We start from the raw sequence: 18703 nt of genomic DNA on the forward strand, positions 1-18703 counted from the left end.
TCCGAAAAAGGTAAATAGCGACGCTACCGATGCCCGGCCACCAATTCCGCAAGCGCGGCACGCATCTCGGCCACCACGACGGAACTGGTCCGGTGCTGCTGCCGGGCCGCAAAGCCGAAGCCGACAAGCGCCTCGTCGACAAAAGTCACCGGCAGGCGACAGGAGGCATGAACCTCGCTGACGCCGGTTGCAGCAGCGATATGGGCGACGTTGCCCGGCGTGATCCCGCTGCCCGCCATGGTCGAAAGCCGCCCGTCTGCCCGCTCGACAAGGTGATGAAGCATCGCCATGCCATCCGGCGCCTTTACAGCCAGCCCCGATGTCAGGATGCGCTCGAAACCGAGAGCGATGGCCTGCTCCAGAGCCTCGTCCGCATCTGGAACCAGATCGAAGGCCCGATGCAGGGTCCGGCCCATCCCCTCGGCGCGTTCAGCAAGCGAGGCAAGCAGATCGACATTCAGCCGACCATTACCGAGACTTGCACCGAGAACCACGCCGGCAAGCCCGCTTTGCCGCGCCGCATCGATATCGGCCAGCATCACATCCCGCGAGGCGGCATCGAAGACGAAATCGCCTGCCCGCGGCCGGATCATCGCATAGGCCGGCACCGGCATCCTGGCGGCCAGTGCCATCAACCCTCTGGATGGCGTCAGCCCGCCGAGATCGAGCGCCGAACAAAGCTCGATCCTCTCAGCCCCGCCCTCGATTGCGGCGGCAAGCCCTTCGGCGCTGTCGACACAGACCTCAAGCAGAACCGGCATCGGCCACTCCCTGTCGCGCCAGTACGGCGGCACCCATCAGTCCGCCATCCTCGCGCCGAACTGCAGGCACGAGCAATGAGCGCTCGAAACGGTTCAATATGCGCGCCCTCACCGCCTCGTCGAGCGCCGCGATCAGCGCCCCGGCAGACGCGAGCCCTCCGCCGACCGGCACGATCGACGGACCGACCGTGTTGATCGCCACGGCCAGAGGATCGGCCACCAGCTGCAGATAGGCCTCGATCGTCTCGCCAGCCTTGACGTCCCCCGCCTGCCAGCCGTCGACGACCTGATGGCTGCTGCGCTCCTCGCCATGAAACAGCGTGTGCAGCCGCTCGATCCCGCGCGCCCCGCCGATCGCGTCGACGCAGCCCGATTGTCCGCAGCCGCAGGAAAAGCGCGGTACATGGCGAAGCTTTCCGCCGATCTCGACGCTCGTATTCGTCGCCGGGCCATGGCCCCACTCGCCGGTCACCCCACCGGCACCCCGCAGGATATGTCCGTCAACCGCAATCCCGCCGCCGATCCCGGTACCGATGATGATGCAGAACACCACCGCATGGCCGCGCCCAACGCCGTCATTGGCTTCCGCAAGCGTCAGGCAGTCGGCATCGTTTGCGGCAAACACCGGACGCCCTGTGACCGACGCCATCGATGTCGCGACCGGCAGCCCGGTCAGGCAGGGAACATTGGCAGAGAGGCCGGCACCCGTCACTGGATCGACGAGCCCCGTCACCGAAAGCCCGATCGGCATCTTCCCGGCGGGATCCGCCTCGTCGGCCAGCATGCGGAGTGCGTCAGCGAGAGCCCGCCAATCCGACCTCGGCGTCGGCACCCGGTCGATCTCCTCCACCTCGCCCGCTGCCCGCGACAGGCCGAACTTGATGAAGGATCCGCCGATATCGGCACAGAGGACCGAAGTACCAGCCGTCACGCCATCCGCTCCTTCAGCCAGTCTCGGGCAATCGCCTCGTCCTCTGGCCCGATGCCGTGATTGGTATCGAGCACCCTGGTCGTCAGCTCTGCCCCCGCCGAGCGCAGCCGGTCTTCCAGCTCGCCCGCCAACGGACCATAGAAATCGTCGGTCGCGCTCAGCGACAGAACCTGCACGCCGGAAAAATCGACTGTCGGCCGTGCCTCCAGCACGTTCATCGAGCGCAACAGCACCGCCCTGGCGATCACCTCCGGCCGAAGCTGCATCACGGCACCCAGCATATTGCCGCCATTCGAATAGCCGACGAATGCGATACGGGCGAGATCGGCCCCATAGGCCGGTCCGATATCCTCGATGAAGGCGACGAAGGCCTCGACCTCCGAGGCAATCTCCTTCTGGTCGAATGTCGTCTGGCTAAAGCGGCGGAAGAAGCGCGGAGAGCCCTCGTCGGTGGAACGCCCCCGCAGGCCGATCAGCATCGCATTCGGTGCCGCCTTGCGCCCGAAGGGCAGCATCGCCGTCTCGTTGGCACCGCTGCCATGCAGCAGAACCAGCGTCGTCCCGTCCCAGTTTTCCGGCATATGGACGCGATGCACGAATGGTAGGTCGCGATAGATGACCCGCTCTTCGCCCGGCAGGCCGAATTGCGGCAGCATCACCTTCAGCGCCTCGTGATCGGCCTTGAAATGCTTTGGAATGAAAAGTTCAGACCCGAGCGTTTCGAGAGGCTCGTCGGCGGTAAAGCCCGGCGCATCGGTCGCCACCTCGATCAGCGTCCCGCCCGGCTCGCGCACATAGAGCGAATAGAAATAATGCCGGTCATGGACATTGATGTCGCCGGCATTCTCGGCTTGAAGCGCCTTGTGGAGATCATCGACCGCCTCGCGGCTTACCGCACGCACCGCCACATGGTCGATCGTCCCGGTCCCCGGTGCCGCCGTCCAGAACCCGCCGGCATTCCTCACATCGATGATCTGGCCGCTCTCCGACGTGAGCCGCTGCACCGCGCCTTCGACCGAGCCGGGCACGAAACCCGTATGCCGTTCCAGGAAGGCCGCCGTCTCATCCGCCTTTTCCGAAAGGATGGTCGCGCCGCGAATGCCGCGGATCGCATCGGCCTGCCCAATGCCGCCCTCGCTCCACCACACCCAGTCGTCATAGGCATCGACACCCACCAGCTTGACGATGATCCCGTCGGGATCGGTCAGCCTCAGCACCGGCTCGCCGAATTCCTGGCTCGGCCCGGTCATCTTCACATTGCAGGCGAGCGCCCTTGTCAGCCAGAAGCCGATCGCTTCGCGGTCGACGGCAAAGCTGATCTCGCTCGGCGCCCCATGCCCGACACGCCCAAGCGACCCGTCTTCCCAGGCCAGAAACGTGACCAGCGAACCGGGTGTCGCAGCCCCGTCGCCATAAAACAGGTGCAGCTGCTGCGCATCCTCGAAACCGGCCGTCCGCTTGACCAGCCGAAGTCCCAGAAAGCCGACATAGAAATCGACATTCGCCTGGATCTTTCGCGTGATGGCCGTGATGTGGTGAATGCCGCTGGTCATGATACCTCTGCCTGCTGTTATTTCGGCCAGTCTTTTATTTGGGCTCGAGCGACATCATCAGGTTCGCCAGAAGCGCCGTGCGCGGCGCAAGGCTGCTGACGAAAATGTATTCGTCGAACGTATGGGCGCCTGCGCCATCCGCACCGAGCCCGTCCAGCGTCGGCACGCCGAGTGCTGCGGTAAAATTGCCGTCCGAGCCGCCACCGGTCGATACGCCGACAAGCGTGATCCCGAGTTCGGCGGCAATCTCCGAAGCCGCGTCGAACAGCTTCACACCCTCTTCCGACTGGGCGAAGGGCGGCCGGTTCATCTGGCCGTTGATCTCGAAGGTGATATCCGGATCGACCGGCTTCATCGCTGCGATCTTGCCCGTGATTTCCGTCGCGGCTGCGCCATCCGGCACGCGCACATCCACCAGCATCCGGCATTCCGCCGGGACGGTATTGCGGCCCGTGCCGCCATGGATCGTGCCGACCGTGACACTCACGCCGCGCTCCGCATCATTGAGCGCCTCGAGATCGAGCACCAGCCGGGCTGCCGCGCGAATGGCGCTGCGTCCATCCTGCGGCCGCGTGCCGGCATGCGAGGCGCGGCCGCGAATGACGATGTCGTACATGGCTACACCCTTGCGGGCGATGACAATCTTGCCGCCGTCGCGGGCAGGCTCGACGACCAGCGAATAGCCGGCGCTTGCCGCAAGCTTTTCCATGAAGGCGCGCGACGAAATGCTGCCGATCTCCTCATCCGGCACGAAGACCAGATCGATCGGCATCCGGCTGCCCTTGGCGACCGCGATCTTCAGAGCCTCCAGCGCCAGAAGCGCGCCGGACTTCATGTCATAGATACCCGGCCCGTACAGCCTGTCGCCATCACGCTTCAGAGGCAATTGCTTGGCGATCACCCCATTCGCATGCACGGTATCGAGATGCGCCAGAACCAGCACCGTCTTCTCGTTGCTGCCTTCCGCCCGCGGCGAGCGGACGGCGAGAATATCGCCAAGCCCGAGCGTGCCCGGCAACCGCTCGACATCGAGCGAGGCCGCCTTGGCAAGCTGTTCGACATGATCCGCCAGCCGGTTGACGGCAGCGGCGTCATGGGATGGTGTCTCGATCTCGACCCAGCGGACGAGTTCTTCCAGAATGGCCTTGTCATCGATATCTTCTGCGGAAACGGAAATGGTCATCGAAATTACCTCTGAAATGTCACGCACTTGCTGACCGGACTATAACGCCGAACGCCCGGCGGGCAACGGCCTCTTGCCCGTCACTTGCCTTCGTTCACCAGATTGAGAATGAGCTGGTGGACATTGCCGCCATCGTTCATCTCCACCTTGTCATAGTCCCGGTGCCGCTCGCGGTTGCGCCTGGAGATCTCGCCGAGCTTCGCCGTCAATTCCTGCCTTATCTTCTGGCATTTCGGATCGTCCGGCACCGACAGGCCGACACTGACCGCCTCGATCTCCCTGACCATCTCGACGATCATCTCGCCATGATGCCGCTCGTGCCGGCGCACGCCATCGGCGAACACCTGCCACTTCGCCTTCATACTGTCGGCAATCCTGCCCGCCTTCGGCAGGATATAGATGAGCGTCAGGCTGGGCCTTGCCGACGTGAGCACACAGGCACCATCCGGCTGAGGCTCGTATTTGCGGGACCACAGCAGCTTGAAATCGGTATAGGCAATGGTTCTCACCCCGCCGCCGATCGACGGTCCTTTTTCGCCGATCTGCGAATAAAGCTCGATGCCCGAGGAACCGTTCACTGTATAGGTCTTCACCTGCTCGACCGGCGCCCAGTCGTCCGCCGCCGCAGAAGACACGAACACCAGAAGAAACAGCCCCACCGACACAATCGTCTTCAATGTCTCTCGCACACCAGTTCCCCGCGCATTTTTCAGTTCGTCGTAAAGCCTCGGCCCATCCCTTTCAACGCAAAGATGCGGCAACCGCGTCACCACGGCTTATGTCGCAGGCAATCGCGCTGTGCCATAACACCGCCACCGACGTTTCATCGATCGGCGGGTGACAAGGAGGAGAACTTGTCATACATCTTACGGAAATGTGCGAACCACCTCGCCAGCTCCGAAGATTTGGGCGATAAGTTGGAGGAAGGAAACAGACCCATGAACGAGGAGCTCAAGCTGGATACGATCGGCTTCCCAAAGACCCGCGCCACGCAATTGAGCGATACGCTGCGCCAGGCAATCGCCGATGGCCAGTTTCCGCCCGGATCCCGTCTTCCCAGCGAAGCGCAGCTGACCCAGACGCATGGCGTCAGCCGGACCGTGGTGCGCGAAGCGATCGCCGCATTGCGCTCCGACAGGCTGGTGGAAGCCCGCCAGGGTGCCGGCGTCTTCGTGCTGCAGGCAACGCCATCCCCTCCACCTTTCAACCTGTCGCTCGGCCATATCGATCTCGCCCGCGTATCCTCGATGATCGAACTGCTCGAATTGCGGACCGCCGTGGAGGTCGAATCAGCCGGACTTGCGGCGCTTCGGCGCTCTCCGGCACAGGAAGAGGTCATTATCGACCGCCATTATGCGGTGAGAGCCAGCCTCGATGCCAACCAGCCGACCAGCGAGGCGGATTTCGCCCTTCACCTCGCTATCGCCGATGCCACCAACAATCCGCGCTTTCGCGAATTCCTGACGATGATCGGCCGCAATGTCATTCCCCGTGCGGCCTTGCGCGGCGACCACGATGACGCCGACCAGTCCGCCTATATCAATCTGCTGGTCGAAGAGCATCAGGCCATCGTCGATGCCATTTCGGATGGCGACGAGGAAGGCGCCCGCGAGGCCATGCGCAAGCACCTCAGGGGAAGCCAGTTGCGATACAGAAATCTGCTGCGCGCGATACGAGAAGATAACAGATAACTTATTGACATATGTCGGGCCAACTTGTACGACAATTCCGTCTGGAGGAGACATCTAGAGGAATTTTCAATCATGACGCCTGAAGAAATCAAGGCAGCGCTCGGCGCTGGCCTTCTGTCCTTTCCTGTTACCCATTTCGACGCCGAAGGCGAGTTCAAGCAAGACAGCTATCAGCAGCATATCGAATGGCTGTCCGGCTTCGAAGCGCCCGTTCTTTTTGCCGCCGGCGGTACCGGCGAGTTCTTTTCACTCTCCCCTGATGAAGTGCCCACCATCGTGCGTGCAGCCAAGGAAGCATCCGGCAATACCGCCATTGTTTCGGGCTGCGGCTTCGGCACGAAAGTCGGCGTGGAAATGGCAAAGGCCGTGGAAAAGGCCGGCGCCGATGGCGTTCTTCTCCTGCCGCATTACCTGATCGATGCGCCGCAGGAAGGTCTCTACCAGCACGTCAAGAAGATCTGCCAGTCGGTCGGCATCGGCGTCATGGTCTACAACCGTGACAACTCGATTCTGCATGTCGATACGCTGCAGCGCCTGTGTGACGAGTGCCCTAACCTGATTGGCTTCAAGGACGGCACTGGTGAGATAGGACTTGTGCGACAAATCACCGCCACGATCGGTGACAGGTTGATGTATCTGGGTGGCATGCCTACGGCAGAACTGTTCGCCGAAGCCTATCTCGGAGCCGGTTTCACCACCTATTCGTCGGCCGTCTTCAACTTCGTGCCGGGCCTTGCCGTAGAGTTCTACAAGGCCTTGCGCGCAGGCAATCGCACCCGTTGCGAGGAAATCCTGAAGGACTTTTTCTACCCCTTCATGACGCTGCGCGCCCGTCGCAAGGGCTATGCCGTTTCCGCCATCAAGGCCGGTGTTCGCCTGCAGGGCTTCGATGCCGGCAAGGTTCGCCCCCCACTTGACGACCTGACGCGAGAGGAGGAAGAAATCCTCCATAAGCTGATAGGTACTCACGTAAGACATTTCTGATGAAGATCGTTGCGGTTCGCACCCACTTGCTGGAGCACAGGCTCGACGTCGCGTTCGAAAGCGCTTCCATGCGCTTCGACCGGCGCGCGCATGTGCTCGTCGAGATCGAGTGCGACGACGGGACGATCGGCTGGGGCGAATGCCTCGGCCCCGCCAGGCCCAATGCCGCCGTCGTCGCCACCTATGCCAACTGGCTCATCGGCGAAAACCCGCTGGAAACCGAAAAGATTTGGGCAAGGCTGTATAACGCCTTGCGCGATCAGGGCCAGCGCGGCCTGACTGTCACTGCCCTTTCGGGCATCGACATCGCGCTCTGGGACATCAAGGGCAAGCATTTCGGCGTCCCGGTCTCGATCCTGCTCGGCGGCCGTTTCCGCGAAGAAATTCGCGCCTACGCCACCGGCAGCTTCAAGCGCGACGGCGTCGATCGTGTCGAGGACAATGCGGCGGACGTTGCCCGTTATCGCACTGAGGGCTTTCACGCCACCAAGATCAAGATCGGCTTCGGTGTCGAGGAAGACCTTCGCGTCATCCGCGCCGTACGCGATGCCGCAGGTCCCGACATGCGGCTGATGATCGACGCCAATCACGGCTACGACGCGATCGAGGCGATTAGGCTCGGCAATGCCGCAGCCGACTACGGGATCGACTGGTTCGAGGAACCCGTCGTGCCCGAGCAGCTCGCCGCCTATCGCGAAGTTCGTGCAAAGCAGCCCATACCGGTTGCCGGCGGGGAAACCTGGCACAGCCGCTGGGGCATGCGCGAGCCGATCGAAACCCGCGCGGTCGACATCGTCCAGCCGGATCTCGCAGGCGTCGGTGGCTTCACCGAAGCCAAGCGCGTCGCCGATCTTGCGGCTCTGCACGGCGTCCGTGTCGTGCCGCATGTCTGGGGTACGGCAGTCCATATCGCCGCCGCCCTGCAATTCATGGCGGCCATGGTCCCGAGCCCGGTCCGCACCAATCCGGTCGAACCGATCCTCGAATTCGACCGTACCCACAACCCCTTCCGTCAGGCGATCGTCAAGACACCGCTCGAACATCAGCGCGGTGTCCTGCAGATCCCGAACGGCCCCGGCCTTGGTATCGAGATCAATCGCGATGCGCTGAAGGAATTCCGGATGCCCGATGAAAAGGGGATCGCCTGATGCTCGTCCGCACCCTCTCCGGTCCCGCTCCGAAAACGAAGCTGCCTGAAGGTGCGGTCGACACCCAGATGCACATGTATCTGCCCGGCTATCCGGCCCTGCCCGGCGGGCCGGGCCTGCCGGCTGGCGCCCTGCCCGATCCCGATCAGTACCGCCAGCTGATGGGCTGGCTCGGTATCAACCGGGTAATCATCACCCAGGGCAATGCGCAGCAGAAGGACAATGGCAATCTGGTCGCCTGCCTCTCGGAGATGGGCGATGTCGCCCGCGGCGTCTGCGTCATCGACGCTACGACGTCCGATGCCGAGATGGAACGGCTTTCGGCGGCTGGCGTGGTCGGCGCCAGGATCATGGATCTGCCGGGCGGCGCCGTCGGCCTTTCCGAACTCGAGATCATCGATGCCAAGGCCGCAGAGCACGGCTGGATGCTCGCCATCCAGTTCGATGGCAGCAACATTCTCGACCACGAACCACGCCTTGCCGCGCTCAAATCCCGCTGGTGCCTTGACCATCACGGCAAATTCTTCTGCGGCGTAACGCCCGATAGCGATGAGGTCGCTGCGGTAATGCGCCTCATGGACGCCGGCAACTTATGGTTTAAGTTCGCGGGTGTCTACGAGTCCTCAAAGTCCGGCGGCCCTGATTACGCCGACGTTGCAGCCGTGGCACGGGCGCTTGGCGCCTATGCGCCGGAACGCATCATCTGGGGGACGAATTGGCCACACAATCTGGCTCGCGAACAGACGGATTATCCGGATGACGCGGCGCTAACCGACACAGTACTCGGCTGGCTCGAGGACGATGCGTCCCGAAGGCTGGCTCTTGTGGATAATCCACGACAACTCTTCGGCCTGAGGCCTGGGGAGCTGTGACAGATATTCGACCGGGTTGAGGAAGGCCCGGTCTTCAAGGGGAGGAGGATTTATTTGACGACCGATTTTACCGAGCGCAGCCCCAGTGTGCCAAGCTCCCGGCTGGCTCGCTGACGGCAGGCCGCCGGTAACGAGGTCGCTTACCGATTAAGCAATCCACATTCGCATTTCATGCCATCTGCCGGAAATAGCCGGCCGAAACATTGTGTTTCTTTTGGGAAGGAGAAAAAATGTTCCACAAAAGTCTTTTGGGTACCACGCTCGCCGGCCTTCTGGCCATCGGTGCATTTTCCACGGCGGAAGCCCGCGTCCTGCGTTCCGCAGACGTTCAGCCGCCGGATTACCCGACGGTCACCGCCGTCAAGTACATGAGCGAAGAACTCGCCAAGGCAACCGACAACAAATATACCATCAAGGTCTATCCGAACTCGGAACTCGGCAGCGAGAAAGACACGATCGAGCAGGTCAAGCTCGGCGCGCTCGACTTCATCCGCGTCAACGCCGGAACACTGAACACGATTTGCCCGGCCATGAACGTGCCGGTCCTGCCGTTCATGTTCCACGATCAGGCGCAGATGCGCTCCGTCCTCGACGGACCGATCGGTGACCAGATCCTCAGCGATTGCGATGCACACGGCCTGATCGGCCTCGCCTTCTACGATTCGGGTTCGCGCTCCTTCTACACCACCAAGCCGGTCCATAGCATGGCCGACTTGAAGGGCATGAAGATCCGCGTCCAGCAGTCCGACGTCTGGGTTGCCATGATGAAGGCACTCGGCGCCAACGCCACCCCGATGGCAACCGGCGAAGTCTTCACCGGCCTCAAGACCGGCCTGATCGACGGCGCTGAAAACAACTGGTCCAGCTTCTACAACTTCCATCACTACGAAATCGCCAAGTATTACGAGCTCAGCGAGCATTCGATGGCACCCGACGTGCTGCTGATGTCGAAGAGGACCTATGACGGCATGAGCCCGGACGAGCAGAAGCTGGTCCGCCAGCTGGCCAAGAAGTCGGTGCCCTTCATGCGCGAGCAGTGGGATGCGATGGAAGCCAAGTCCAAGCAGAAGGTCCTCGAAGCCGGCGTCCAGGTCATCACGCTCGACAAGGCTCCCTTCGAGGAAGCCATGAAGCCGATCTATGACCAGTTCGTCACCGATCCCAAGCTGAAGGACCTGATCGCTCAGATCAAGGCCTCGAAGTAACCACCAGGCCGGGGCGGCAGCCCCGCTCCGGCCGTCGCTTTCCCTATAAGCTATTGGGAGTAACGCTGTCATGTCGCACGCGCCAGTCAGCCATGAGACATCGGGCCCAGAACCCGACAATCTCCGCACCACAGTCAACACGCCGGGCGCTCTCGGCCTCTATTTTTCCGTCAACGCCTTCCTGTCGCGTATTTGCCTGCAGGTGGCGGTTATCGGAACCCTGCTTATCGTGGCCGCCGTCCTGTACCAGATCTTCGGCCGCTACATCCTGAACGACTCGCCGGCCTGGACGGAGATTTTCGCGCTCGTCGTGATGCTCTACACGACGTGTTTTGCAGCCGCCGTCGGCGTTCGCGACGGACGCCATATCGGCATGGATTCGCTGCTCAATCTCGCACCGCCGGTTTTCCACCTTCTGGCCGATATCATCGTCTATCTCGGCATGATCATCTTCGGGCTCGCCATGGCCTGGAGCGGTAGCGAACTTGCCGTCGAGATGGCCCCGTATATCAATCCCGGCCTGCCGATCTCGCAAGCCTGGAGCTACGTACCTCTGGCCGTTGGCGGTCTGTTGATCGCTCTCTTTGCCGTCGAGCGGATTGTCGCCGCCGTGCTGCATATTAAGGTTATTCCGTCATGGCACTAATCATACTTTGCGTCATATTCGTGGTGGGCCTGCTGCTCGGCATGCCTGTCATTTTCGCCATCGGTCTCTCCTCGATCGCCACCGTGTTCTATGAAGGGCTGCCGCTCGCAGTCGTCTTCCAGCGCATGGCGTCGGGCATGGCCACGTTTTCATTCCTCACCATTCCCTTCTTCATCTTCACCGGCGAACTGATGATGTACGGCGGCATTGCCGACCGGCTCATCCGCTGCTCCAAGGCAATGGTCGGCCATGTTCGCGGCGGTCTCGGCATGACCAACGTGTTGGCCTGCACCATGTTCGGCGGCGTCTCCGGCTCTCCGGTTGCCGACGTCTCGGCCATGGGCTCGGCCCTCATCCCGCTGATGAAGCGCGAGGGCATCGACGCCGACTACGCCGTCAACGTAACGACCTATTCGTCGCTCGTCGGCGCGCTGATGCCGACCAGCCATAACATGATCATCTATTCGCTCGCCGCAGGTGGCGTGGTCTCGATGAACGCGCTGATCATGGCCGGCGCGATCCCCGCACTGATCCTGACGATTGCCAACGTCACCACCGCCTATGTCGTCGCCCGCCGCCGCGGTTATGCGCGCGGAGAGTTTCCGGGCTGGGGCGAAGTCGCCCGCAGCCTTGCATCGGCACTGCCCGGCCTGTTCATCGTCTTCATCATCGTCGGCGGCATTCTGTCAGGCGTCTTCACCGCGGCTGAAGCCGGCGCCGTCGCCGTTTTCTACGCGCTGCTCTTGACCGTCTTCGTCTATCGCAGCCTGTCTTTCGACAACTTCATGCGTGCGGTCGCCAAGGCAACCAAGACGACCGGCGTGGTGTTGCTGCTGATCGGCATTTCCACGATGTTCGGCTACCTGATGAGCATTTATGGCGTTGCCGACATGGTGGGTGACATGCTGAGCGACATCAGCGACAAGCCCTGGGTGATCTTCATCCTGGTCAACATCGCCCTGTTCATCTTCGGCATCTTCCTCGACATGGCAGCCCACATCCTGGTCTGCACGCCGATCTTCCTGCCGATCGTGACCCATTACGGCATGGACCCGGTACAGTTCGGCATCATCGTGCTGCTGAACTCGACCATCGGCCTCAACACGCCGCCCGTCGGCGCCGCCTTCTACCTCGGCTGCGCCATCGGTGAAGTGCCGGTCGGCAAGGTCGTGCGGTCGATCTGGCCGTTCATGGTCGCGCTGTGGACCACGCTGATGATCGTCACGCTCATCCCCGAAGTATCGATGTTCGTGCAGAGCGTCCTCTAACGGGCATGACATGATGTGCAACCTGGGTCCCGCCTTGTGCGGGACCTTTGCTTTTTGCGGGTTTCGCCATCCCCTGCGGACGGTTACAGTCCAGCTTTCAGACCGCCAGCGTTCAGATTGAATGCAATGTTTGCCAGGACCGATACAATGACCGATACCGTGACCAGCCGTTTTCTCCGCTATGTCGTGCTCGATACCCAGTCCGACGCCTCCTCCCCCTCCCAGCCATCGACCGCCAAGCAGCTCGATCTCGGCCGGCTTCTGCTGCAGGAACTGCGTGACCTCGGCGTCAAGGATGCCGAACTGGATGAGCACGGCTATGTCTACGCGACGATCCCGGCCAATACCGGCAAGAACAACGTGCCCGTCATCTGCTTCTGCGCCCATATGGACACCGCTCCGGACTTCTCCGGCACCAATGTCAGGCCGCAGGTGATCCACGGCTACAAGGGCGGTGACATCTCGCTTCCCGGCGACACGAGCCGCATCATCCGCGAGGCCGAGCATCCCGAACTGAAGAAGCAGATCGGCAACGACATCATTACGTCCGACGGCACGACCCTGCTCGGCGCCGACGACAAGGCCGGTCTCGCGGAGATCATGACCGCCGCCGAATTCCTTCTCAACAACCCCGATATCAAGCATGGCGCGATCCGCATCCTCTTCACCCCTGACGAGGAAATCGCCCGCGGCGTCGAAAAGGTCGACCTGAAGAAGCTCGGCGCCGATTTCGGCTATACGCTGGACGGTGAGACGGCCGGGACGATCGAGGACGAGACCTTTTCCGCCGATGCTGCCGAGATCGCCATCAAGGGCGTCGCCATCCATCCGGGCTTTGCCTATGGCAAGATGGAAAACGCCATCCGCATCGCCGGCGACATCATCGCAAAACTGCCGCGCGACATGGCGCCTGAAACGACAAAGGGCCGCGACGGCTTCATCCATCCGACTTCCGTCACCGGCACGATGGAAGGCGCAAGGATCAGTCTCATCCTGCGCGACTTCACCACGGAAGGCCTGCAGGCCAAGGCCGCCCTGCTGCAATCCGTCGTGGATGCGGTCATGGCTACCTATCCCGGCTCGTCGAGCAGCGTGAAGATCACCGAACAGTATCGCAACATGAAGGAAGTTCTCGACCGCCATCCCGAGATCGTCGACAACGCCATCGAGGCGATCAGTCGGGCCGGCATGAAGCCGGTGCGCGGCAGCATCCGCGGCGGCACCGATGGATCACGATTGTCCTTCATGGGTCTGCCCTGCCCCAATATCTTCGCCGGCGGCCATGCCTTCCACTCGCCGCTCGAATGGGTGAGCAGCCAGGACATGGACCGCGCCGTCCAGACCATCGTCGAACTGGCAAAGCTCTGGGAAGAGCGCGCCTGACGGGCACTCGCCTGCCCTTTCACTCCTTGCGTCAATGCACGGTGAGGCTTCCCAGCTCGTCGACCAGGCTTTTGCGCGCCCGGTTGACGCGGCTTTTCACCGTGCCGACCTCGCAGCGGCAGATCCGCGCCGTCTCGTCATAGCTGCTACCGAATGAAATCAGGAGCAGCGCCTGACGCACCCCGCCGGGCATCCTATCGAGCGCCTCCTCCATCTCGATCCTGCGGATCGCCCAGTCCTGCGACGGAGGCACTCCGAGTACCGCGACAAGCGCATCCGGCAGGCCCACCTGTTCGCGCTGCCGCACCCTGTAGGCGGTGCAGAACGTGTTGCGCATGATGGTGAAAAGCCATGACTTGAGTGCCGTGCCTGGACGGAACTGCCCGGAGGCCGAAAGCGCCTTCAACAGCGTGTCCTGAACCAGATCCTCGACATCGCCGCGCGGCCCGACAAGACGTCGGGCAAAGCGCGTCAATGCCGGTATCTGTGCAGCAATATTCCGCTCGACCTCGGCTCGTGTGCCATCGCCGAGCGGTGCTGCATCACGTCGCTGCATACCCATCCTCACTCCTCCATTTGTCGGAAAACGAAGGACACCCCCATGCGTTGCCGTACGGAACCGTACGGAACGGCCGTCAGGACAGCCAGGTCGGGAACACTTGGGCGACTTGTCGGTAGGGTAGCGATGAATGAAACGACGAAAGCCATGCCCAGATATTATTTTCACGTTCGCCTCGCCGGAAAGCGCTACGACGATCTGGAGGGAAGCGAAATGAGGGATGACGAGACGGCACTCGCCGAGGCAAGGATATCGGCCCGCGAACTGAGCGCCGACCGGCTGAGACGAGGCATTACGACAGACGAGGCCGCCTTCGAGGTCGAGGATGCGGACGGCACCGTGATCGGCACGATCCCGTTTCCCCGCACGATGGCGTAGCCTCAGCTGAACGGCCCAAGCAGCCGAAAATATTCCCGTTCCGCCTCGCCATAGGCATCGCGGGCGAATTCCTCCAGCGCCGGCCGGTCGCGCACGATGATCATGCCGCGTTCGGAATAGATCAGCTTGCGCCCTTCGAGCATATGCAATGCGGTCGTCACACTCGGGCGGCGGACCGCCAGCATGATCGACAGGAACTCGTGTGTCAGGCTGATCTCGTCGCCATCGGTACGGTCGTGGCACATCAGGATCCACCGTGCCAGCCGCTCATCGATATGGTGGACGGCATTGGACAGCGACGTATAGGCGCCCTGCACCGAAAGCGCCTGCACATATTTTCCAAGCAGCGCCTTCAGCCCCGGATCCTCGTCGAGAAAGCGTTTCAACACGCTTGCCGCGATCCGGTAGCCATCCCCCTGCACCTGCATGAAGATCGAGAATGGATCGCTGCCAGCATCCAGAACCACGGCGGCCGGCGTCATTCCGTCGCGACCGAAAATGCCGATCTCCGCATGCTGCCCCTGCGGCGAGCGCGCCACGATCGAGGCGATGCCGGTCTCGGGGAAATAGGCGTAATCAGCCTCCTCATGCGGCTCGGAAAGTTCGAAACCGCGAGGAAGCTCGACGAATTCGAGATTGCTGGAGAAGGCGGCGAAGCTGTCAGGCGACATGAGCCGGAGCAGATTGTTGCGGACCGCCGATTGCCGAATGTCACCCATCGCTCATCCTTGATAGGAGAACATGGCCTGTTCGGCTTCCTCTGGAACGAGAGTCTCCGCTTGATTTGAACGATTTCCATCTATGACCATAGAATGGGCGACACAACCCGGCAGGACCGCTCGGTACGGTATCAGACAAAGGGGTACGCGGGCGCAAAAACCGTTTATCTAATCAGTATCTTGATGCCGCCAGAGATTCGTTTTGCCAGATAAGCTCATACTGCTCCTCGAAGACCAGCCGCTGATCTCCCTCGATATCGAGGAAGCGCTCGTGGAAAAGGGCATGCGCAATCTCGTCACGCTGCGCAGCCGCAAGGAAGCGCTCGACTGGCTTTCGCAATCCTCGCCGGATTTCGTGCTTCTCGATCTCTATCTGGATGATGGCGATAGCCAGCCGGTCCTCGAGCGTTTGCAGCAGGCCGGCATTCCCTTCATGATCTATACCGGAAGCGAAAGACCATCCGAATGGGATGCCAGCCTGTTTGAGGGCAGCGAATGGATGAGCAAGCCCGGAGATCCGGATGCGCTCGCAGACCGGATCAAGACCAGGCTTGCACCATCATCTAGGCCGAGCGTCGGGTAATATCCTCGACGCTGCCGAACAGCCGCTCGTACTCGCGCTCCGCACCACCGTATGAATCGGCGGCGAAGCGCTCCAGCGCCTTGCGGTCGCGCACGATGATTGTGCCGCGATGCGAATAGATCAGCTGCTTTCCCTCCAGTACATGCAATGCCACCGTCACGCTCGGGCGACGCACGGACAGCATGATCGCCAGGAACTCGTGCGTCAGGTCGATCGCATCGCCGTCCACCCGGTCGTGGCACATCAATATCCACCGCGCCAGACGCTCGTCGACGGGATGAATGGCATTCGACAGCGCGGTAAAGGCCGCCTGGCTCAGCGCCACATGCGCCCATCGGCTCAACAGGCTTTTGACCTCCGGACGCGCCTCGATGATGTTGCGCATGATCGCGATCGGCACGCGCACGCCGCGTCCCGGCACCTGCATGACGACGAGATAGGGCGTATCGGCAGCGCCGAGCGCGATCGAGGCCGGGCTCACGCCCTCGCGGCCGAGAAGGCCGATCTCGGTGCGCTTGCCGGACGGCGACGTCACGACAGTCGAGATCACCCCCGAAAGCGGGAAATAGCAGTATTCGAGCGGTTCGCCCGGCGCCGAGAGCACGAAGCCTTGGGGAAGATTGATCGGCTGCAGGACAGGTTCCAGCGCCGTGTAATCCTCATGAGAAAGAAGTGCCAAGAGTTTGTTCTGGTCTCGCATGTCAGTCCTTTCCTTTTCCTATCCTCTTTGGTTCATCCTCTGGAGCCCCTGCATCCCGTTTGATGCACAACGGAGGCTCCAGGCCTTTGAATTCACGCATCGCCGATGCCGAAAATCGGATCCGGCTCCCGGCCGATGCGCCAGTCTTCGTCGCCCATCCCGATGTGCGACGGCCCGCTCCGCTATAACTCCGTGAGCTGCATGTTTTGCTGCGCTCTCCCGAGCCGGCGGGCGCATTGGTAACGGCGACGGCCACTTGAAGTTCCCAATTGTAGACACCACCTCATATTCGTCGGTTGCCTGATAGGGACCGGCAAGACGACTTCAGCAGCGTCTACCGACCATGTTGCTCGATGAGGATATGGTGCGACGAAGGCTCATCCCTTGTAGTGCCCGCCGGATAAGGCGGCGCGCCGTCCATCATGCTTGTCCAACACCGAACCGGGCCGCTGCAAAGTCGGCTGAATTCGCCTGCGCCAACAGCCTTCCTGATGCGGCCGCATGCGGGGCGAAACAAGTTCGAGTGTTGCGTCTGGAGAGAGCGATGAGACAGGATCCTTATGAAATCTTGGGCGTGAAGCAGGATGCGTCGCAAAAGGACATCCAGAGCGCCTTCCGCAAGCTTGCCAAGAAGTACCACCCCGACCTTAATCCGGGAGATCGCAAGGCCGAGGAGATCTTCAAGGAGATTTCCGCCGCCAACGAGATCCTTGGCGACGGGGACAAGCGCGCCCGCTTCGACCGCGGCGAGATCGACATCAACGGCGTCGAACGCGCCCCCTCCCAGAATTACCGCGAATATGCCGGCGCCGGACAACACGGCGCACCGGGTGCAGAGGATGCCTTCTTCGATGAGGGCGGCTTCTCCCAGTTCGGCGGTTTCGAAGACATATTCGCAAGCTTCATGTCGCGCCGCGGCGGCGGCAACGCCTCGCAATTCGGTGGCGGCCCGTTCGGTGGCGCGCACTTCCGCGCTGCTGGCGCCGACGCCCATTACACGATGGAGGTCGCCTTCCTCGATGCGATCAACGGCACGACGGCCTCGGTCTCGCTCGGCCCCGGCTCGTCGCTCGACGTCAAGATCCCCGCCGGCACCCGCGACGGCCAGACGCTTCGCCTGCGCGGCAAGGGCGGCAAGGGTCCTGCCAAGGGCCAAGACGGCGACGCCATGATCGAGATCAGGGTCAAGCCGCATGCCTTCTTCAGGCGTGACGGCGACGATATCCGTGTCGAAGTGCCGATCACCATCCGCGAGGCTGTGCTGGGCGGCAAGGTCAAGGTGCCGACCCCCGGCGGCTATGTGAACATGAACCTCAAGCCGAATACCAATAGCGGAACCGTGCTGCGCCTGAAGGGCAAGGGTGCCCCGAAAGCCGGCGGTCACGGCGACGTTCTGGTAACGCTGAAGATCGTCCTGCCCGAAAAGCCGGATGCCGAACTGACCCGGATGATGGAAAGCTGGCCGGAAGACGCGGCAGGCAATCCCCGCCGCACGCTCACCCTCTGACACCTCCCCGCAGGACCGCGATGCAGTCCTGCGCAGGTGCTGAAAATCCCGTCGAGGACGCCGCCCGGATAAGACCCGGCTAAGCAACACAGACACATCTTTCCCATCTTAACCTTTAGGAAAGACGGAACTTTGTAGTCCTTGATGCGTCTTGTAATACGAAAGCAACGGTTGAAATATCCGGTCAGGGCGCCATCTTGCCCCGGCCCATGAATGCTTCTGTTAGGGTAAGATGACTGAACTCGAATATCTCAACGACTGTCCCAATATCCTTCTTCTCGAAGATGACCTTCTGCTTGCGATGGATATGGAAGACCATCTCTTGCAGACAGGCCACAAGATCGTCGGCCCCTTCGGCCGCATAGCCGATGCGCTCGATGCAATACCGCGCAACGATCTTGCCGGTGCGATCGTCGACCTCAATCTCCATGGCGAACTGTCATTCCCGGTCATCGAGGCGCTGCAGAAACTCTCCGTGCCGGTGATCATCTGCAGCGGCTATGCCGAACTGCCGGAACTGAAGAGCCGCCTCGCCGGCCTGCCGCTCCTGCCCAAGCCTTGGAACGTCCAGAAGCTCGACCGCCTGATGCAGGAAACCTTCGGCGTCGGCACCAACGCCTGACACCTGATGG

Annotated in this window: 20 protein-coding genes; 12 read left to right on the forward strand and 8 right to left on the reverse strand. The window is 61.9% G+C overall.

Features of this window, described 5'->3' with window-relative positions; genetic code table 11:
• Nucleotides 1-23: 23 nt before the first annotated feature.
• The 5 genes from NCHU2750_RS11010 to NCHU2750_RS11030 form a co-directional block, all read right to left on the reverse strand.
• Complete coding sequence (locus NCHU2750_RS11010) at nt 24-761, reverse strand: copper homeostasis protein CutC (RefSeq protein WP_119940489.1); 738 nt, start codon at nt 759-761, stop codon at nt 24-26.
• Complete coding sequence (locus NCHU2750_RS11015; RefSeq protein WP_119940491.1) at nt 745-1692, reverse strand: ROK family protein; 948 nt, start codon at nt 1690-1692, stop codon at nt 745-747. The genes NCHU2750_RS11010 and NCHU2750_RS11015 overlap by 17 nt, the downstream gene beginning before the upstream one ends.
• The gene (locus NCHU2750_RS11020) at nt 1689-3245 is read right to left on the reverse strand and encodes a VOC family protein (RefSeq protein ID WP_119940493.1); all 1557 of its coding nucleotides are present in this window, start codon (nt 3243-3245) and stop codon (nt 1689-1691) included. The genes NCHU2750_RS11015 and NCHU2750_RS11020 overlap by 4 nt, the downstream gene beginning before the upstream one ends.
• A 34-nt stretch (nt 3246-3279) precedes the next feature.
• Nucleotides 3280-4428, reverse strand: a complete 1149-nt coding sequence (locus NCHU2750_RS11025) for a M20 family metallopeptidase (protein ID WP_119940494.1) — start codon at nt 4426-4428, stop codon at nt 3280-3282.
• Nucleotides 4429-4508: 80 nt separating this feature from the next.
• Nucleotides 4509-5105 (reverse strand): DUF922 domain-containing Zn-dependent protease, encoded by a 597-nt coding sequence (locus NCHU2750_RS11030; RefSeq protein WP_349509016.1) that lies wholly within the window; start codon nt 5103-5105, stop codon nt 4509-4511.
• Nucleotides 5106-5366: 261 nt separating this feature from the next.
• Between NCHU2750_RS11030 and NCHU2750_RS11035 the strand changes: the two genes are divergently transcribed.
• From NCHU2750_RS11035 to pepT, 8 genes are all read left to right on the forward strand, one after another.
• Nucleotides 5367-6119 carry a FadR/GntR family transcriptional regulator gene (locus NCHU2750_RS11035; RefSeq protein WP_119940498.1) on the forward strand — a complete coding sequence of 251 codons (753 nt, stop codon included), beginning with the start codon at nt 5367-5369 and terminating at the stop codon, nt 6117-6119.
• A gap of 72 nt (nt 6120-6191) precedes the next feature.
• On the forward strand, nt 6192-7103 hold the full coding sequence (gene kdgD / locus NCHU2750_RS11040; protein ID WP_119940500.1) for a 5-dehydro-4-deoxyglucarate dehydratase: 912 nt from the start codon (nt 6192-6194) through the stop codon (nt 7101-7103).
• Entirely contained in the window at nt 7103-8251 is a 1149-nt protein-coding gene (locus NCHU2750_RS11045) for a mandelate racemase/muconate lactonizing enzyme family protein (RefSeq protein WP_119940502.1), read from the forward strand. The genes kdgD and NCHU2750_RS11045 overlap by 1 nt, the downstream gene beginning before the upstream one ends.
• On the forward strand, nt 8251-9123 hold the full coding sequence (locus NCHU2750_RS11050; protein ID WP_119940504.1) for an amidohydrolase family protein: 873 nt from the start codon (nt 8251-8253) through the stop codon (nt 9121-9123). Before NCHU2750_RS11045 ends, NCHU2750_RS11050 begins: the two co-directional genes overlap by 1 nt.
• Before the next feature lie 230 nt (nt 9124-9353).
• Nucleotides 9354-10328 carry a TRAP transporter substrate-binding protein gene (locus NCHU2750_RS11055; protein WP_119940506.1) on the forward strand — a complete coding sequence of 325 codons (975 nt, stop codon included), beginning with the start codon at nt 9354-9356 and terminating at the stop codon, nt 10326-10328.
• A 70-nt stretch (nt 10329-10398) separates the two neighbouring features.
• Nucleotides 10399-10974 carry a TRAP transporter small permease gene (locus tag NCHU2750_RS11060; protein ID WP_119940508.1) on the forward strand — a complete coding sequence of 192 codons (576 nt, stop codon included), beginning with the start codon at nt 10399-10401 and terminating at the stop codon, nt 10972-10974.
• Nucleotides 10965-12242 carry a TRAP transporter large permease gene (locus tag NCHU2750_RS11065; RefSeq protein WP_119940510.1) on the forward strand — a complete coding sequence of 426 codons (1278 nt, stop codon included), beginning with the start codon at nt 10965-10967 and terminating at the stop codon, nt 12240-12242. Before NCHU2750_RS11060 ends, NCHU2750_RS11065 begins: the two co-directional genes overlap by 10 nt.
• Nucleotides 12243-12389: 147 nt before the next feature.
• Nucleotides 12390-13625 carry a peptidase T gene (gene pepT / locus NCHU2750_RS11070; RefSeq protein ID WP_119943227.1) on the forward strand — a complete coding sequence of 412 codons (1236 nt, stop codon included), beginning with the start codon at nt 12390-12392 and terminating at the stop codon, nt 13623-13625.
• A gap of 31 nt (nt 13626-13656) precedes the next feature.
• Here the strand turns inward: pepT and NCHU2750_RS11075 are convergent, their stop codons facing one another.
• Complete coding sequence (locus NCHU2750_RS11075) at nt 13657-14187, reverse strand: sigma-70 family RNA polymerase sigma factor (RefSeq protein ID WP_119940512.1); 531 nt, start codon at nt 14185-14187, stop codon at nt 13657-13659.
• A gap of 144 nt (nt 14188-14331) precedes the next feature.
• Between NCHU2750_RS11075 and NCHU2750_RS11080 the strand changes: the two genes are divergently transcribed.
• Nucleotides 14332-14562: a DUF6894 family protein gene (locus NCHU2750_RS11080; RefSeq protein WP_162939585.1), complete on the forward strand. Its 231-nt coding sequence runs from the start codon at nt 14332-14334 to the stop codon at nt 14560-14562.
• A 2-nt stretch (nt 14563-14564) separates the two neighbouring features.
• Here the strand turns inward: NCHU2750_RS11080 and NCHU2750_RS11085 are convergent, their stop codons facing one another.
• Nucleotides 14565-15281, reverse strand: a complete 717-nt coding sequence (locus tag NCHU2750_RS11085; protein WP_119940516.1) for a Crp/Fnr family transcriptional regulator — start codon at nt 15279-15281, stop codon at nt 14565-14567.
• Between the two features lie 202 nt (nt 15282-15483).
• Between NCHU2750_RS11085 and NCHU2750_RS11090 the strand changes: the two genes are divergently transcribed.
• On the forward strand, nt 15484-15864 hold the full coding sequence (locus tag NCHU2750_RS11090; RefSeq protein ID WP_119940518.1) for a response regulator: 381 nt from the start codon (nt 15484-15486) through the stop codon (nt 15862-15864).
• On the opposite strand, the gene NCHU2750_RS11095 is transcribed toward NCHU2750_RS11090, so the two are convergent.
• Complete coding sequence (locus tag NCHU2750_RS11095) at nt 15845-16564, reverse strand: Crp/Fnr family transcriptional regulator (RefSeq protein ID WP_119940520.1); 720 nt, start codon at nt 16562-16564, stop codon at nt 15845-15847. The two genes, NCHU2750_RS11090 and NCHU2750_RS11095, sit on opposite strands and share 20 nt — an antisense overlap.
• Before the next feature lie 544 nt (nt 16565-17108).
• On the opposite strand from NCHU2750_RS11095, the gene NCHU2750_RS11100 reads away from it, so the two are divergent.
• Nucleotides 17109-18071, forward strand: a complete 963-nt coding sequence (locus NCHU2750_RS11100; protein WP_119940522.1) for a DnaJ C-terminal domain-containing protein — start codon at nt 17109-17111, stop codon at nt 18069-18071.
• Nucleotides 18072-18303: 232 nt separating this feature from the next.
• A complete protein-coding gene (locus tag NCHU2750_RS11105; protein ID WP_119940524.1) occupies nt 18304-18693 on the forward strand; it encodes a response regulator in 390 nt (129 codons plus the stop codon).
• The last annotated feature ends 10 nt before the right edge of the window (nt 18694-18703 follow it).

Origin of the sequence: Neorhizobium sp. NCHU2750 (assembly GCF_003597675.1) — a bacterium.
Taxonomy (GTDB): domain Bacteria; phylum Pseudomonadota; class Alphaproteobacteria; order Rhizobiales; family Rhizobiaceae; genus Neorhizobium.

Excerpts from the sequence above, each read along its gene's own strand:
- NCHU2750_RS11010 (WP_119940489.1), bottom strand. The coding sequence starts at position 761 with ATGCCGGTTCTGCTTGAGGTCTGTGTCGACAGCGCCGAAGGGCTTGCC.
- NCHU2750_RS11020 (WP_119940493.1), bottom strand. The coding sequence starts at position 3,245 with ATGACCAGCGGCATTCACCACATCACGGCCATCACGCGAAAGATCCAG.
- NCHU2750_RS11025 (WP_119940494.1), bottom strand. The coding sequence starts at position 4,428 with ATGACCATTTCCGTTTCCGCAGAAGATATCGATGACAAGGCCATTCTG.
- NCHU2750_RS11035 (WP_119940498.1), top strand. The coding sequence starts at position 5,367 with ATGAACGAGGAGCTCAAGCTGGATACGATCGGCTTCCCAAAGACCCGC.
- kdgD (WP_119940500.1), top strand. The coding sequence starts at position 6,192 with ATGACGCCTGAAGAAATCAAGGCAGCGCTCGGCGCTGGCCTTCTGTCC.
- NCHU2750_RS11045 (WP_119940502.1), top strand. The coding sequence starts at position 7,103 with ATGAAGATCGTTGCGGTTCGCACCCACTTGCTGGAGCACAGGCTCGAC.
- NCHU2750_RS11050 (WP_119940504.1), top strand. The coding sequence starts at position 8,251 with ATGCTCGTCCGCACCCTCTCCGGTCCCGCTCCGAAAACGAAGCTGCCT.
- NCHU2750_RS11055 (WP_119940506.1), top strand. The coding sequence starts at position 9,354 with ATGTTCCACAAAAGTCTTTTGGGTACCACGCTCGCCGGCCTTCTGGCC.
- NCHU2750_RS11060 (WP_119940508.1), top strand. The coding sequence starts at position 10,399 with ATGTCGCACGCGCCAGTCAGCCATGAGACATCGGGCCCAGAACCCGAC.
- NCHU2750_RS11065 (WP_119940510.1), top strand. The coding sequence starts at position 10,965 with ATGGCACTAATCATACTTTGCGTCATATTCGTGGTGGGCCTGCTGCTC.
- pepT (WP_119943227.1), top strand. The coding sequence starts at position 12,390 with ATGACCGATACCGTGACCAGCCGTTTTCTCCGCTATGTCGTGCTCGAT.
- NCHU2750_RS11075 (WP_119940512.1), bottom strand. The coding sequence starts at position 14,187 with ATGGGTATGCAGCGACGTGATGCAGCACCGCTCGGCGATGGCACACGA.
- NCHU2750_RS11080 (WP_162939585.1), top strand. The coding sequence starts at position 14,332 with ATGCCCAGATATTATTTTCACGTTCGCCTCGCCGGAAAGCGCTACGAC.
- NCHU2750_RS11085 (WP_119940516.1), bottom strand. The coding sequence starts at position 15,281 with ATGGGTGACATTCGGCAATCGGCGGTCCGCAACAATCTGCTCCGGCTC.
- NCHU2750_RS11095 (WP_119940520.1), bottom strand. The coding sequence starts at position 16,564 with ATGCGAGACCAGAACAAACTCTTGGCACTTCTTTCTCATGAGGATTAC.
- NCHU2750_RS11100 (WP_119940522.1), top strand. The coding sequence starts at position 17,109 with ATGAGACAGGATCCTTATGAAATCTTGGGCGTGAAGCAGGATGCGTCG.
- NCHU2750_RS11105 (WP_119940524.1), top strand. The coding sequence starts at position 18,304 with ATGACTGAACTCGAATATCTCAACGACTGTCCCAATATCCTTCTTCTC.